Origin of the sequence: Methylobacterium sp. J-092 (genome assembly GCF_022829325.1) — a bacterium.
Classification (GTDB): Bacteria; Pseudomonadota; Alphaproteobacteria; order Rhizobiales; family Beijerinckiaceae; genus Methylobacterium.
Genome location: NZ_JAKSXU010000056.1, coordinates 30,233 through 45,610 on the forward strand (window position 1 = coordinate 30,233; position 15,378 = coordinate 45,610).

At 66.3% G+C, this 15,378-nt stretch carries 14 protein-coding genes; 5 read left to right on the forward strand and 9 right to left on the reverse strand.

Going from position 1 to position 15,378, the window contains the following annotated elements; translation table 11 throughout:
• Positions 1-139: 139 nt before the first annotated feature.
• Entirely contained in the window at positions 140-481 is a 342-nt protein-coding gene (locus MKK60_RS04995; RefSeq protein ID WP_243984118.1) for a hypothetical protein, read from the reverse strand.
• A gap of 171 nt (positions 482-652) precedes the next feature.
• Here MKK60_RS04995 and MKK60_RS05000 point away from each other — a divergent pair, with 171 nt between their 5' ends.
• The gene (locus tag MKK60_RS05000) at positions 653-832 is read left to right on the forward strand and encodes a NepR family anti-sigma factor (protein WP_147843913.1); all 180 of its coding nucleotides are present in this window, start codon (positions 653-655) and stop codon (positions 830-832) included.
• Between the two features lie 258 nt (positions 833-1,090).
• Here the strand turns inward: MKK60_RS05000 and MKK60_RS05005 are convergent, their stop codons facing one another.
• From MKK60_RS05005 to MKK60_RS05015, 3 genes are read right to left on the reverse strand one after another with little or no spacing between them, the layout of a single operon-like run.
• Positions 1,091-3,646, reverse strand: a complete 2,556-nt coding sequence (locus tag MKK60_RS05005) for a CheR family methyltransferase (protein ID WP_243938210.1) — start codon at positions 3,644-3,646, stop codon at positions 1,091-1,093.
• Positions 3,647-3,684: 38 nt separating this feature from the next.
• Positions 3,685-3,939, reverse strand: a complete 255-nt coding sequence (locus MKK60_RS05010; RefSeq protein ID WP_243984119.1) for a hypothetical protein — start codon at positions 3,937-3,939, stop codon at positions 3,685-3,687.
• 30 nt (positions 3,940-3,969) lie between these two features.
• Positions 3,970-4,263, reverse strand: coding sequence for a hypothetical protein (locus tag MKK60_RS05015; RefSeq protein WP_147725363.1), 294 nt, complete (start codon positions 4,261-4,263; stop codon positions 3,970-3,972).
• A 591-nt stretch (positions 4,264-4,854) separates the two neighbouring features.
• Between MKK60_RS05015 and MKK60_RS05020 the strand changes: the two genes are divergently transcribed.
• The 3 genes from MKK60_RS05020 (at position 4,855) to MKK60_RS05030 (ending at position 8,504) form a co-directional block, all read left to right on the forward strand.
• The gene (locus MKK60_RS05020) at positions 4,855-7,017 is read left to right on the forward strand and encodes a molybdopterin-dependent oxidoreductase (protein ID WP_243933073.1); all 2,163 of its coding nucleotides are present in this window, start codon (positions 4,855-4,857) and stop codon (positions 7,015-7,017) included.
• Positions 7,018-7,171: 154 nt separating this feature from the next.
• Positions 7,172-7,834, forward strand: a complete 663-nt coding sequence (locus tag MKK60_RS05025; protein ID WP_243984120.1) for a response regulator — start codon at positions 7,172-7,174, stop codon at positions 7,832-7,834.
• Positions 7,835-8,123: 289 nt separating this feature from the next.
• Positions 8,124-8,504: a hypothetical protein gene (locus MKK60_RS05030; protein ID WP_243947932.1), complete on the forward strand. Its 381-nt coding sequence runs from the start codon at positions 8,124-8,126 to the stop codon at positions 8,502-8,504.
• 67 nt (positions 8,505-8,571) lie between these two features.
• Here the strand turns inward: MKK60_RS05030 and MKK60_RS05035 are convergent, their stop codons facing one another.
• Positions 8,572-9,195 (reverse strand): ribonuclease D, encoded by a 624-nt coding sequence (locus MKK60_RS05035; protein ID WP_243984121.1) that lies wholly within the window; start codon positions 9,193-9,195, stop codon positions 8,572-8,574.
• Positions 9,196-9,587: 392 nt separating this feature from the next.
• Between MKK60_RS05035 and MKK60_RS05040 the strand changes: the two genes are divergently transcribed.
• Positions 9,588-10,676: a hypothetical protein gene (locus MKK60_RS05040; RefSeq protein ID WP_243984122.1), complete on the forward strand. Its 1,089-nt coding sequence runs from the start codon at positions 9,588-9,590 to the stop codon at positions 10,674-10,676.
• Positions 10,677-11,082: 406 nt separating this feature from the next.
• Here MKK60_RS05040 and MKK60_RS05045 read toward each other — a convergent pair whose 3' ends face one another.
• The 4 genes from MKK60_RS05045 to MKK60_RS05060 form a co-directional block, all read right to left on the reverse strand.
• Complete coding sequence (locus MKK60_RS05045; protein ID WP_243984123.1) at positions 11,083-12,330, reverse strand: hypothetical protein; 1,248 nt, start codon at positions 12,328-12,330, stop codon at positions 11,083-11,085.
• A 459-nt stretch (positions 12,331-12,789) separates the two neighbouring features.
• Complete coding sequence (locus MKK60_RS05050) at positions 12,790-13,158, reverse strand: ComEA family DNA-binding protein (protein WP_243933067.1); 369 nt, start codon at positions 13,156-13,158, stop codon at positions 12,790-12,792.
• Between the two features lie 162 nt (positions 13,159-13,320).
• A complete protein-coding gene (locus MKK60_RS05055) occupies positions 13,321-13,770 on the reverse strand; it encodes a response regulator (protein WP_147729461.1) in 450 nt (149 codons plus the stop codon).
• Complete coding sequence (locus MKK60_RS05060; protein WP_147729460.1) at positions 13,767-14,888, reverse strand: histidine kinase dimerization/phosphoacceptor domain -containing protein; 1,122 nt, start codon at positions 14,886-14,888, stop codon at positions 13,767-13,769. Before MKK60_RS05060 ends, MKK60_RS05055 begins: the two co-directional genes overlap by 4 nt.
• Between the last annotated feature and the right edge of the window lie 490 nt (positions 14,889-15,378).

The window sequence follows — 15,378 nt, forward strand, 5'->3', positions numbered from 1 at the left end:
AAGTGCGGTTCCGTGACACAGATCGTCGGTCTGTCGCCGTCGGGGCCGCCACGATTTGCCGGCCCGATCCATCCCGCGGCGGCTGCAATATTTTGCCGGGCCCGAGCCCGGCCGAAGCAAGACTTGGTTTAAGGACGTCTTACTTGGACGGCGAGGCGGGGTTCTGACCCGAGGCGCCCGGGGTGCGGTGATCGAGCGGCGCCTGCGGCTCGGTGCCGGAGGAGGACCCGGTCGAGGCGCCCGGCACGTCGCGGTTGCGGTTCTCGGCCGTCGCGTTGCCGCCGGGATTGGGCGCGTCCTTGGCCGCCGATTCCTCCCGCGGCACGGGGGCCTGGCTCCAGCCGTCGTTGGCGCTGCGGGATTTGTCGCCCATCGCGTCGACGCCCTTGATCTCGCCGGGCTTGGTCTGGGCGTGCCCGGGGGTGCAGGCAAGCGCGATCGCCAGGGCGGCGGCGGCGGAGATGAGGCGGGGGAGGAGCACGCGCGGGGTCCGGGGTTTTGGATCGGGGAATCGACGGGATCTCAACCGGCCAACAATCCCCCGCCGCGCGCGGTTCCGAATCCGCGACATCTGCGGCCTGCCGGTGACGAGGCCTTAACCAAGCTTTGCCATTCTGCCGGGATGTCGGAATGGCGTGAGGGTCCGGTGGTCATGGCGAAGCCGCAGACGTCCCGGCCGGGCGAGACGCCCCAGACCCAGCCGCCGCTGAACCCGAGCGTGCGCCGCCACCTCGGCCAAAACCTGCGCAACCTCTACGCCGACACCCTCTCCGCCCCGGTGAGCGAGCGCCTTGAAGCGCTGATCGCGCAGCTGGACCGCCCGAAGGACTGAGGAAGCCTCGGCGCGAGGGGCTTCGCTCTGCGGCTCGGTTTCCGGGGGTCGCCTGGGGGTGGCGAGCGGCCGAAAAGCTGCCGTTCGACCATCGGCTTGGGCCGGCGCCGCGATCCGCGCGCTCATGGGCCGGAAGGCGCCATGCTCCGCAAAGCCGTGCCGACGGCCGGTGCCCGCGCACGGGCACCGGTGCGGGCGTCGCCGAGGTCCCGGGCGCGCAGGGCAAGGGTCGCGGGCGCGCAGGGACAAGACGGTCGGTCACCCCGGCTCGCGCAGGTTCGTGAAGTTCGCGACGATGCCGGGCGCCCGGCTGCCCTTCCGGGACGAGGCCATCAACCGGACGTGGTAGCGGGCGCCGTCCGCGCCCTCGATCGTCCGCTCGGAGGGCCGGCGCGTCGCCAGCACCGTCGGGATCTCGTCCGACAGCCACGTCAGGGCGATCGGCGCCGAGAAGTTGCGCAGGGACCGGCCGACGTCGCTCGGCTGCAAGCCGAAGATCTGCGCCGCGGCACGGGTGAACATGCGGATGTGGAGATCCGGCGTGAGGAGCACGCTGGCGACGTTCATGCCCTCGAACAGCGTGGCCTGGTCGTCGCTCAGCTGATCGATCGCCTCGATCTTCGACGTCAGCTCGACGTTCATCGTCTGAAGCTCTTCGTTCAGAGACTGCGTCTCCTCCTTCGCGGCCTCGAGCTCCTCGTTGGCGGCCTGCATCTCCTCGTTGACGGAGTACAGCTCCTCGTTCGAGGATTTGAGCTCCTCAAGGGAGGTCTCGTACTCCTCGATCACGGATTGGAGCCGCTCGCGCGTGCTGCTCAGCTCGCGCTCCAGGCCGTGGATCGCCGCGTCCCGATCGTCGGCTTCCAGAGCCTGCCGCCGCTCCTTCTCGACGGGGGCGGCGGCCTCGTCGAACACCACCAGGAACAGCGGCTCCGTCTCGCTCGGCGTGTGGAGCGGCTTGACGACCAGGGTGATCGTCTGCAGGCGCCCGTCCGGAAGCTCGACGCCGATGCTGTCGCGCACGACCCGGGTGTTGCCCTCGATCGCCTCGCGCAGGGCCGTCCGGAGATCCAGCCGCAGGCCCTTGCGCGCCATCGCGGCCAGCTCCCGGGTCGGCTGGCCGGGCACGACCTCCAGATGATCGCCGATCCGCGACGAGTAATGCACGGCCTCGCCCGTCCGCGTCACGACCGCGTGGGGGGGCGTGAACTCGGACAGCATCAGCGTCTCGACCGTGTGCCGCAGGGCCGCGTGCGTCTTCACGTTGCGCCGGTGCGGATGGCCGGTCCCCACGAAGACCGCCGTGTCCGGCCCGGACATCGGCGGCAACCGGGCCGGCGGGATCGCGTCCCGCGCCTGGAAGATGCGGTGCCGCTTGTCGATCGTCTCGAACAGGTCCTCGAAGCGCGTCACGTTCTCGGCCATGCCGATGAACAGGTAGCCGCGCGGGCGCAGGGCGTAGTGCAGCACCGGCATCAGCTGCTGCTGGGCATCGACGCCGAGGTAGATCAGCAGGTTTCGGCAGGAGACGAGATCGAGGCGCGAGAACGGCGGGTCGCGCAGCACGCTGTGCGGGGCGAAGGTGCACAGGTCGCGCACGGCCTTCTTGACCACCGCGCTGTCGCCCTCGACGACGAAGTGCTGCGCGACCCGCTCGGGCGAGACGGCGGATAGGTAGGTCCTCGGGTAGAGGCCGGTCCGGGCGACCGTGAGCGAGCGCTCGTCGATGTCGGTGGCGAAGATCTGCACGCGCGGCGGATCCGCCAGGGTGAGCATGTGCTCGCGCAGGAGGATGGCCAGGGAGTAGACCTCCTCGCCGGTCGAGCAGGCCGGCACCCAGACCCGCACGATCTCGGTCGCCGCGCGCGCATCGAGAAGCTTCGGGATGACGTGGGCGGCGAGCGCCTCGAAGGCGGCGGCGTCGCGGAAGAAGTTCGTCACGCCGATCAGCAGATCCCGGAACAGCGCCCCGACTTCCGCCGGGTCGGCACGCAGCCGCTTGAGGTAGGCGTCCGGCCCGGCCGCCCCGACCACGCCGATGCGCCGCTGCAGGCGGCGCACGAAGGTGTTGGGCTTGTAGCCCGAGAAGTCGTGCCCGACCTGCGAGCGGAGGATGACGAAGATCTCAGCAAGCAGCTCGGCGTCGAGCTCCTGCGCGGCCGGGTCGGCCTGGGCCTCCCGCGCGGCGGTGCTGTGCGCGGCGATCCGGTCGCCCATCCGTTCGGCCGGCTCGCCGAAATCGACGAAGCCGGTGCGCAGCGAGCTGAGCGGCATGTCGGGGGTCTCGGGCCCGAAGCCGTCCAGGGTCTGGGCCAAGGTCAGGCCGCCGTGCTCCTTGATCGCCTTGATGCCGATGGCGCCGTCCCCGTCGCCGCCGGACAGGATCACGCCGACCGCGCGCTCGCCCTGGTCGAGGGCCAGGGCCGTCAGGAAGATGTCGACCGGCTTGGTCTCGCGGACCTTCGGCTCGAGCGGCCTCAACGTCAGCCGGCCGTCCACGATGCCCATGACGAAACCGCCCGGCATGACGTAGATGCGGCCCGGTCGGACCGGCGCGCCGTCGGTGGCGGTCTCGACCTCCAGCGGCGTGAACCGGGCCAGGACGTCCGGGAGCAGGCTCTTGTGGTCCCGGCTGAGATGCGTAACGATGACAAAGGCTGCCCCGAGCGTCTCCGGCACCCCGCGGAAGAAGCCCTGCATCGCTTCGATGCCGCCCGCGGACGCGCCGATGCCGACGATCGGAAAGTGGTCGTGGTCCATCACGATGTTCTGAGCCTTCGGATCGATGCAATGCCGTTCGTCGGGTCCCAGCATCCTGCGTTCTCGCCCGATGTCGAGGACGGCCGTGCGGATCAGCTGTCGTGCGTGGCCTCCTGCACGACGTAGGCGAGGCAGCGGGCCCGGGCCTCGGGGCTCTTCAGCCGCACGAACAGCCGCAGCAGCGCCACCACTTCGGGGAGATGATCCAGGCCCGCCACGGCGGTTTCGGTGTCCGATGCCCGAGCCGGGTCGGCGGTCAGGAAGGTCGCCACCGGAACGCCCAGCGACCGGGCGATGCGGACCAGCGCACCGGGGTCGTCGTCCTGCAGGTCGTCACCGTTCATCATGACCGTCCGCCGATCCCCGCGCCGCGGCGATCAATGCACGGCGATCCCGGCCACGCGCGGTCCCATCACGCCGGCGATGCGACGCCCGACATGATGGAGCACGTGACCGAGGAGCAGGCGGGTCTGGGTGTCGGGGTCGTCTTCCGCGGCCTCGTAGGCCTCGATGAGGGACGCCACCAATTGGTTCGACGGGCCGGGGGCGTCGTCCATGCAGGATGCGAGAGGCCCCGCAGCGGTCTGCTCCCGGGAGCGTAGGACGAGCGCGCGCGAGGCCTGGAGCGTCCGCCGCGTCTCCTCGGCCATGGCGCGCAGCTCACGGGCCACCTCAAGGCACCGATCTGCTCGTGAGCGGTCTATCATCGGCGCTCCGGTTTCCGTCCCATGCCCGCACATGGACGACTTCCGTGCGGCAGATCGGAACGTGCACGCAATTTATAGATGTGGCAATCCGACGATTGCGTTCGAGGGCGATCGGGAGGACCGAACGTCAGCATGCAAGGCAGGTCGGCTTTCGCATCCATCGAGCAGACGCAAGTACAAGTCCCGCGTTCCCAAGTCGTCGCTCCATGCGCGGCCCGGAAGCGGACCGTCCGGCCTTGCCATGGGTCGTGCGCGGGCGCGACGGCGACGTCCGCTTCCGGTGGACCTGCGCGCGCGCGTCAGGTCCACCGGGCGCCCTTCATCGGCGGCGGCCTCCCGGAGCCGTACGACCCGAGCCGACATCGGAACCGTGGCCGGCCGGCACGCGGGCTCGGCCCGGCCACGACGAAACGGCCGGTGCCAGGGATCGCACCGGATCCGGCCCTTCCGCCCGACCGGAATTTGGAATGGTTTGCAGTTTCGTGCACCTTAGGCGTGAATCGGGCACGCCATCCGGGACGCCAAGAAGGCCGGACGCCCGACGGTGGAGGAAACATGAACGAAATCGTCAAGCCGGACTCCCTGATCGTCGCGGAGGCCGAGAGCCTGACCGAGACCTTCTTCGGCGGCTGCCCGCACGATTGCCCGGACACCTGCTCGATGCTGTTCGAGGTGAAGGACGGGGAGCTGCTCGGCGTGCGGGGCAACCCGGACCATCCGATGACCCGCGGCGGCCTCTGCGTGAAGCTGAAGGACTACGAGAAGCGCCACTACCATCCCGACCGGCTGCTCTACCCGATGAAGCGCGTCGGCCCGAAGGGCGCGAAGCAGTTCGCGCGCATCACCTGGGACGAGGCGCTCGACACCATCGTCACGCGCTGGAAGGCGATCATCGACCAGCACGGCCCCGAGGCGATCGCGCCCTACAGCTACCTCGGCAACCAGGGCCTCGTGCACGGCTTGAACGGCGGCGACGCCTTCTTCAACCGCATGGGCGCCACCGTGACCGAGCGCACCTTCTGCGGCGAGGGCTCCTGCACCGCGTGGCTGCTCACCGTCGGCCCGACCGCCGGCCTCGACCCGGACAGCTACATCCACTCCAAGTACATCGTGATCTGGGCCTGCAACTCGGTCTCGACGAACCTGCACCACTGGGCCATCGTCAAGGACGCCCAGAAGAAGGGCGCCAAGGTCGTCGTCATCGACACCTATGCCTCGCGCACCGCCAAGGCCGCCGACTGGCACATCGCCCCGAAGCCCGGCACCGACGGCGCGCTCGCCATGGCGCTGATCAACTCGATCATCGCGCAGGGCCTCGTCGACCAGGACTACGTCGACAACCACACGGTCGGCTTCGCGGAGCTGAAGGAGCGGGCCGCGCCCCGCACGCCGGAATGGGCCGCCGCGATCACCGGCGTCCCGGCCGAGGACATCCGCACGCTCGCCCGCGAGATGGCGACCGAGCAGCCGGTCGGCATCCGCATGGGCGTGGCGCTGGAGCGGCATTACGGCGGCGGCCAGACCATCCGCGCCGTCACCTGCATCCCGGCGCTGACCGGCGCGTGGCGTCACGTCGGCGGCGGCGTCACCCAGTTCGGCGTGTGGGAGCATCCCTACAAGTTCGACGTGATGTGCCGGCCCGACCTGATCCCGGAGGGGACCCGCGTCGTGTCGAACCTGCAGATCGGGCGCGCGCTCACCGGCGAGCTGAAGCTCGACCCGCCGATCCTGTCGATGATGTGCTGGAACTCGAACCCCGTCACGCAGGCGCCCGAGACCGACAAGATCGTCGAGGGGCTGATGCGCGAGGACCTGTTCATGGTCTCGGCCGAGCACTTCATCTCCGACACAGCGTCCTACGCCGACATCCTGCTGCCCGCCACGATGGGCGCGGAGATGGAGGACATGATCCTGTCCTGGGGCCACCTCTACCTGACCTACAACACCAAGTGCGCGGACGCGCCCGGCGAGGCGATCCCGAACAACGAGATCTTCCGCCGGCTCGCGGCCCGGCTCGGCTACGCGGAGGAGAACTTCACGTGGTCGGACAGCGAGTGCCTCGAGCACTACGTCGACTGGTCGTCGCCGGCCTGCGAAGGCATCGACCTCGCCTACATGCGCGAGCACGGCTTCGCCCGCCTGAAGGTCGGCACGCCGGACGACCGGGCGCCGCACCGGGAGGGCAACTTCCCGACGCCGACCGGCAAGTGCATGCTGAAGGTGGAGGGCGCCACGAACTTCGTCGCGCCGCCGTTCCGGCAGATGTACGAGGGCTTCCAGCCCGGCGAGGCGCTCGATCCCCTGCCCGACTACCTCGGCCCGCGGGAATCCCACGCCAACGACCCGGAGCTGGCCAGGCGCTTCCCGCTCAACATCGTCTCGCCCAAGAGCCACTACTTCCTGAACTCCTGCTACGCCAACATGGAGGACAAGCAGAAGGGCCAGGGCGAGCAGTTCGTACTGATCAGCCAGGCCGACGCCGACGCCCGCGGCATCCGCGACGGCGACAAGGTGCAGGTCGCCAACGACCGCGGCGCGTTCAAGGGCGTGGCCCGCATCACCGACGACGTGACGGCCGGCATCGTGGTCGCGACTTTGGGCTACTGGCGCCAGCTCAACGAGGGCACGGTCAACAGCATCTCGTCGGGCGCCTTCAGCGACATGGGCCACGCGCCCTCGTTCTCGGACAACCTCGTCGAGGTCGTTCGGGCGAACTGAGGCCGCCGCCGGCCGTGCGGCCAGCAGGCGCCCCACGGGGCGCGTGCTGCCTGCGGACGGCGCCCCGGGCTTGGCCGGATGCGGCGGATGTGCGAGGCCTCGTCGGCGGTTGCGGGCGGACGCGCGGGGCGGCCGAGCCCCGGAGGGGGAGGCCATGGAACTCCTGATCGTCGACGACCACCCGCTGTTCCGCGAGGCGCTCGCCAGCACGATCGGCCTGTCCGATCCCGACGCGGTGCTGCACGAGGCCGACGGGATCGCGGCGGCCTGCGCGATGCTGGCCGCCCATCGCGGCATCGAGCTGACGCTGCTCGACCTGTCGATGCGGGGGGTGTCGGGCTTCGACGGGCTCGTCACCATCCGCGGCCGGTTTCCGCGCGTGCCGATCCTGGTGGTGTCGGGGCACGAGGATCCGCGCATCATGCGCGAGGCGCTGCACCACGGGGCGGCCGGCTACGTGCCGAAGGCGGTCGACAAGGCGACGCTGACGCGGGCGATCCGGGACGTGCTCGCCGGCGCGCTCGCGATTCCCGAAGGCCTCGCCGAGGCCGGGCCGCCCGCCCGCGGCGCCGCGCGGAAGGCCCCGCTCGCCGAGCGCATCGCCCGGCTCACCCCGCAGCAGATGCGGGTGCTGCTGATGATCCGCCAGGGCAAGCTCAACAAGCAGATCGCCCACGCGCTCCAGGTCGGCGACTCGACCGTGAAGGCCCACGTGTCCGAGATCTTGCGCAAGCTCGAGGTGATCAGCCGGACGCAGATCGTGATCGACACCGCGTCGCTCGACTTCGACCGCCCGCAGGACGGCCATGCCGGCTGAGCGCGCGCGGTCTTCGCACCACACGCGATCTTGAGATCCGGCAGTTTCCTGCCGATCCGAGCGATCTTTGCAGCCTATGATAGCAACGGCCCGGCCCGGCCTTAACATGCGTCAACCGGACCGGCACGATCGACTGGTGCTTCGCCGGCGGAGCCCGGCCCTGTAGGCTCCCGACCCCGGTGCGACCTTTGCGACGACGCTCGGATCGCGCGGCTGATCCGCCGGTTGCCCTGCCGGATCGACGCCCCATCTTCCCCGTCGAGGGCGGCGTCAGCGAACAGGATCGACCGTGACCGTTTTTCGAACCATCCGTTTCCGCGGGCTCGCCCTCGCGGGCGCCCTCGCCGTGGCGCTGCCCGCCCTGGTCCACGCGCAGGAGATGCCGCGGATCGACGGCGCCCACAACGCCCTGCTGATCCACGGCAACTTCTGCGGCCCGGGCAACCGCGGGCCGGGGCACGCGCCGGTGGACGCCCTCGACCTCGCCTGCGCCCACCACGACGCCTGCACGCCGGACCGCGCCTCGGGCCGGCTGCCGCACTGCGCCTGCAACGACCGCCTGCGCGAGGAGGCCGGCCTCGTCGCCCACGATCCGCGCACGCCGCAGACCGTCCGCGACACCGCGCAGTTCATCGCCGACGGCGCCGACCTGCTGCCCTGCGACGACTGATCCGGCCCGACGCCGCCTCGGCCCGGCGGCCGCCCCCGCCGGGCCGCCGCCGCGGGCCGGGCGCCGCTCAGGTGTGGGCGAAGATGTCGACCTCGGGCCAGCCGTCGAGGTCGAGCCGGGCGCGGGTCGGCAGGAAGGCGAAGCAGGCCTCGGCGAGATCCGTGCGGTTCTCGCGCGCCAGCATCCGGTCGAGGCGGTCGCGCGCGGCGTGGAGGTGGAGCACGTCGGAGGCGGCGTACTCCACCTGCGCCGGCGTCAGCGTCTCGGCGCCCCAGTCGGAGGATTGCTGCGCCTTCGACAGGTCGACCCCGACGCATTCGCGGACCACGTCCTTGAGCCCGTGCCGGTCGGTGTAGGTGCGCGCGAGCTTCGAGGCGATCTTGGTGCAGTAGACCGGCGCCGGCATCACCCCGAGCGCCCGGTACAGCACCGCGAGGTCGAACCGCGCATAGTGGAAGATCTTCCGCACCCCCGCATCGGCCAGGATGCCCGCCAGCACCGCGGGCAGCGGGCCATCGCGAAGGATCTGCACGACGTCGGCCGAGCCGTCCCCCTTCGAGACCTGCACGACGCAGAGCCGGTCGCGATGCGGGTTGAGCCCCAGCGTCTCGGTGTCGACGGCGATCGCCGCCCCCGGCTCATACCCGGCCGGCAGGTCGCCGCGATGCAGGCGGATGGTGTGGCTCGGCATTTTTTTCGGACGTTTGGGTGTGGGGGGTTTTTGGCGGGTATCATCCGCTGGGGTGAGGGACAAGGTTGAGGGGACGCGGGTTCGACGGGCTTGAACGAGGGCTATCCGTGGACTCCTGCCGTTCCGGTTTTGAGCAGCAGAATACGAGAGCCGTCGTTCAGTCTGATAGCGGTGCACGGCAGCTATGCGCCATGAACGGACATCGAGTGCCTTCCCCGAATGCGGACCGAAATGCTCCCCGACCTTCTGTAGGCCCAAGCTTCGGCTAAGAGCCGAAGCACGAGGTACACAGCAGGTTCGCACCGGATCAGGGATGGCAGGTTGCTCATGTTATCGGGTGCACTAAGCGATCGCCCTGATGAGCTGCGCCTCATCCAAAACGGAGAAGTGCTATGCCTCTCATCGGCGGAGGAGCAAACCCACAGAACAAAAGATTATTCAGCGAAGCGAAGCGCAAGCTGGCTGAGTGGTCCGATAGTGCGGGCATAAAGAAGCAACTCCGGCCTCAACTATTGGGCGGTCTAGAGCGGGTAATGCATACGCTTCCTGAAAGGCGTGAATGGTTCGAAGTTCAGAGCATCCTCATCGGGAAAAGCATAGAAGTATCGCTCCGCCTAGAAGAGCCACATTTTCGGGCGTTCACCTCTCGCCGTGGAGTTGGGGTGACCACCATTGCGCCCGCTTGGAATGTTGGGTGGGGTCAGGTTCTAAAAAGGCCCGAGGTCTATGAGGTACTAAGCTGGTTCCTTCACTATGCGCGGCAGTATGTGCACAGGTCACGAGTCGCTGCCGTGCTTATGGCTGCATTAGAGCGGAACGGACAAGCTCTTCATCCATTCGCAGCCGAGGCAATTTATCAACGCTATGGCCCGACTCAGCCGATGACAACAGTTAGTGCAGTTCTCAATGAAGGGCGAGATATGGCGCTCAGACAATGGGGCCGAAACTCAGGCCGGATACCTCAGGTAACTCAGACGGACTGGGCGGGCTGGAACACTCTGGACCCATCTCTCCATCTCGGCATCGCGCACCTTCTAAGAGCCGAGCAATTGCTCAAAAGTGACTTCACACTCGAGGCGGTTGTCGCCTTCGACTGCGTCATCCAAGCCATGGCTGGGTATTTGAGCGTCCGGCAGTCCAGTTCTACCTCACCCACCCGTGGCCAAGTCTGTCGCGAGTTGGGCCTGTCGAAAGCACGAGCAGGCGCAGCCGACTATGCCTACTTCATTCGAAACAACTTCGGCGCTCATCCTCGCGGCTGGCGGTGGTGGGACGTAGACGAGATGCTGTCCGAGCAAGCTTTGTCGGCCATTTCAGGCATGGCCCGCTGTGCATTGCGTGCCGCCGCAGATAGGGAGCCTACCGCCCGACTGGTTGATCCTGCCCCTACAGACTGGCCGGAATGGCTCCTCAAGAACTTCGTATCGATCTGGGATGCTGTTTGGTTTCGCGAAATGGACGTTGCCGGCCATCGACCCTGACGCCCTTCCCGACGTCAAGCGTCCGGCAGCGGCCGCGTCCAGGATCGCGCTGGCTTGCACGTGGATCTTACCGCGCTTCACCACCCTTTAATGTTAGATACGCGCGCCGACATGATGCGTTGGCGAGCTCCGCGCGGGACAAATGTGATATTCAGGACGATCCCAAGCGAATCTAACAAACATATTGAAGCGTTGCTCGCTGTATTTATATTAATTATTTAGTTTGAATAGGGCTAAATGCCCATCGAAGGCAACTTAAAGCCCAGCGAAGTCAATCTTCCCGCCGGTGATATTACGCTCGTTATTATCGTCGTCTTACTCAATTAGCTCCCCAACGCCCATACCCAAATGTACATAATTATGAGAATCTAGGTGTTACAAAATATTGTACCATTCACCGGTATTGCTAAAGCCTTTTGGTGAAGAACTCCGCAATCATCAGGCCACCGGCTTTAAGACGCCGAAGCTCATTCATCAACTCGTCCATCGAATTTATCTGATAACGACCAAAAATTGCACACTCGATAGCTTGCCCATCGTCCTGGAGCCGCTTGATAGTCTCGTCAAGTTGATAGCTAAGAACTTGATTACGCGAGGTGAAGATAATGGAAACGAATATTACGCCGATGAATAATGAAATAAAGTTTTGTGCGATATTAACGGACTGCGCCAGGATTGTTGTTGGGTTTAGCTCGTTGATTGTCGTGAAGAACATAGCTTTGAAGCTAAGGGCAAAGAATGCGAATCCTGATGGCTCTCCCGTAAAACAGTAATTGGCAGCATCAATCTTATAAACAGCATAATAAATCAGGGTAAAAAACACCGTTGTTATTACAAACAAAAAAGTGGTGACGAACACCCCTGATACGGCGGTTACTCCGCTGTTCTGATATGCTCGCAGGCTTTTTGCGGAGAAAAGCATTACCCGATTGGACAATAGGCCGAACTCGACGTTCGACAATTGCTGTTGCACTGCCCGGTCGTCTGGGTTCATCAGTGCGAATTGCCGAAAGTCGGTGTCCTCAGCAATTTTCTTAAGTGTAGCATCTTGCCACCAGTTCATGACTTTCCGGAACACGATAAATGTGTCGCCCGGCTTGAGCACGGAAATGATACGGCTCGCCAATATCGCCAGCAACAATCCTCCTAAGCACGTGCTCGCCGCATACAGCATAGGCTTGCTGCTAGATAGAAGAACGATCATAGCACTAGCGACAGAGATGAAACTGGCGAATATGTTGTATTTCAGGCTTCTAAAAAATCCAATTACGGTGAATATGAAATAAAATATTATATTGAGGCTGCCCGTTTTAAATACGTGCTTCGGGATTTTCCAGAACAATAGCACAAGCGGAAATGCCAGAATATACATACTCCAAAACACGAGATCGAGCTTGCTAATAAAGAACGCTGCGAAAGCTGCGATCCCCAGAAACAGAACGACCTTGAAGTCTAATAACCAGACGTAATCAGGAACGGACCGTTCAGCGAGGTACCTCAGCACATCAAAGACGAATAGAGTTGTTATGGTGTACGCCCAAAACAGGCAGGCGATAGCATCAAGTACAAATATTGCCCAACCAACAGTTGGGTCAGAGGTAAGATCAATCGGCTTTGCCGGTGCTGGCTGTGGCGTGTCAGGCAACTGGGACATGCTCTGAAATTACACCTACACAGCCAGCAATTCACCCGACCGAATCTTATCACTCGGAGCCAGGGTGTGGATCGGCGTCCAAATAAATCTTAACTCAATAATGAACGCAGATCACTCATACTGGACGAGTTTTTGAGCTGAAGGTGGGCGCTGATTCGGCGCGGATTTGGTTTTAACTGGATTCCCCCCCCGCGTCCGATAAGGCAGCTATCAGATAAAATTGGGTGTGCCAAATGAGTAGGTTCGCCTCCGGCGCCGATCCACAGACTGTCCAAGAGCAGACCTCTTAGATTTCCGCGACGGGTCATTTTCGGTTGTCGATTAAACTCAAGCCTACCTTGTACCAGCTTCTACGAGTATTCCCGATTGAAAGCAGTCAATAACCCTGTCGAGCTTTGCCCACCTCCATACCGGCGCGCAGCCCACTCACCGCGCGCCGGCCAAACCCCGCCAAAAAAATCACTTCTGCTTGGCGATGACCTTGTCCTTGATGCCGTCGTAGACCGACTGCGAGAGGATCTTCTTCTGCACGAGGTCGTCCTTGCCCTTGTAGGGGCGGCCCTTGATGATCGCGGCCGAGCGGGCGGCGCCGATGCCGGGGAGCGCGTCGAGCTCGGCGGCGGAGGCGCTGTTGAGGTCGAGCAGGGCGCCCTTGGCGGCGTTCGGCGCGCCGGCGACGGGGGCCGAGGGCTTCATCGGGGCGGCCGGGGCGGCGGGCGCGGTCGCCGCGGGCTTGGTCGGGGTCGCGGGGGCGGGGCTCTGCGCCAGCGCCGGCGCGGCGGCGAGGCAGGCGAGAACGGCGAGGGTGCGCAGGAACTGAGTGGCCATGGTGGTCCTCCCGAAGGAACGGCGGCCCGGTGCCCGGCGCCGACGGCCTGGGGTGTGGGCCGGCGCGCTTGAACCGCGGCTTAACGCTGCGACACGCCGCCCCAGGCGCCGGTTCCAATCCCGAGCGGGCGCATCCGTTCCGTCATCGGGGCCCGGCGGCCGTCAGGGGCGCATCGCGGCGAAGCGGGCGAGGCATTGCGGCGAGATCCGCATCCCGTTCGGCACCGGGCCGGTCGGCGGCGGGCGGCGCACGCAGGTCTCGAGGTAGGCGAGCGCGGCCTCGAGCACGGTCTCGCTGAACGGCTTCGAGATCACCGCCGTCGCCCCCTCCATCTCCTCGGTGAGCTGGCGCGCGTTGGCGGTCATGAAGGCGGCGGTGATGCCGGCGCGGTCGCGGATCGCCTGCGCCACCTCGATCCCGGACGAGCCGTCGGCGAGCCGCAGGTCGATCAGCACCAGCTCGGGCCGGCACGCCTCGATCTGGGCGATCGCCTCGGCGGCGGTCATGGCGGTGCCGACCACGCGGTGCCCGGCCTCCTCGAGCATCATCTCGATCTGCATGAGGATGAGGGCCTCGTCCTCCACCACCAGGATCCGCAGCGGTTCGGTCACGGCGTCTCCGAACTGTCCGCCGTCTCGCGCGGCAGGCGTATGTTGACCGTGGTCCCCGGCTCGTTCGACTGCCAGGCGATGCTGGCGTTCAGCTGCCGGCACAGGGTGCCGATGAGGCGCTTGCCGAAGGAGCGCTTCTCCATCACCTCGATCGGCATGCCGATGCCGTCGTCGGCGATCTTGATGGCGAAGTACTTGCCGTCCGGCGCGACCGTGACGGAGAGCCGGCCGGGGCGCTCGTCGGGGAAGGCGTGCTTGAGCGCGTTGGTGATGAGCTCGTTCATCATCAGCGCCACCGGCGGCGCCTTGGAGACCGGCACCTCCACCGTCTCGAGGTCGAGGTGCAGGCGGATGCCGTCGCGGCCGGAGCCGCGCACCAGGTCGTTGGAGAGGTCGCGGGCGAACTCGGCGACGTCGAAGCGCTCGACGTCGTTCGACTGGTACAGCCGCCGGTGCACGGTGCCGAGCGCCTCGACGCGGGTCAGCATCATCTCCATCGCCGCGCGCGCCGACGGGTCGGTGATCGCCTTGGTCTGCATGGCGAGCAGGGCGGCGATCATCTGGAGGTTGTTCTTGACCCGGTGGTCGACCTCGTGGACCAGCATCGTCTGCGTCGCGAGCGACTGGCTGAGATCGTGGGTGCGCTTGGCGACCTCGGCCTCGAAATGCGCCTTCTCCTGCTCGACCCGCATGTGCGCGTCGACGCGGTCGGTCACGTCGAGCTGCGAGGCGAAGAAGTAGGGCACCTCGCCGGCCTCGTTGGTGACCGGGCTGAGGTACAGCGCGTTCCAGAACGGGGTGCCGTCCTTGCGGTAGTTCAGGATGTCGATGGCGATGTCGCGCCCCGCCGTCACCGCCTCGCGGATGAGCGCGACGGCGCCGCGGTCGGTGCCCGCGCCCTGCAGGAAGCGGCAATTGCGGCCCATGATCTCGTCGCGGGCGTAGCCGGTCATCCGCAGGAACGCGTCGTTGACGAACACGATCGGGTTGTCGGCCTGGCGCGGATCGGTGATGATCATCGCCATCCGCGTCGCGCGGACCGCGGCGGCGAACGGGTCGCCCTTGCCCTGCTCGGTGTCCAGGCGGCCGGTCTGGCGCCACGCGTCGGACGATTCCATCGAACGTGATCTCTCTCAACGGGTCGTATCCGCCGTCGGGTCGGTCGGGGTCACCCCACGTGCCGGCGGGACTTCAGGAGGCGGGGCGCCCGGTTCGTAATGCGAACAGCCGGGCGGCCCCGAAGCTTAACGGGGCATGGACGGGAAAAGGTTCAAAGAATTCTGCCCCCGCCCGACTTTCTTCCGCGTGGCACGCATCTTCGCCGGCCCCGGCTCAGGTTGCGTCCGCGGCATCATACCCCGCCGTCGGCAAGTATTGCGCCCCGCAAATGGCCGGCAACGGGCCGTCATCGTCGCACCATCCGCGGCCGTTCCCGAGCGGAGCGTCGCGCCGTTCCGGGGGCTCGCCGAGGGCGCGCGACGCCCCCTAGCCATGCCGGCCCGCCGCCGCTATAAGCGCGCCTTCGAATCTCCGTATCGAGCGGTGCGCGAGGCGATCCCGATCGGGAGACGCCCGGGCGCCGCTTTGGCGCCAGACCGCAAGGATTTC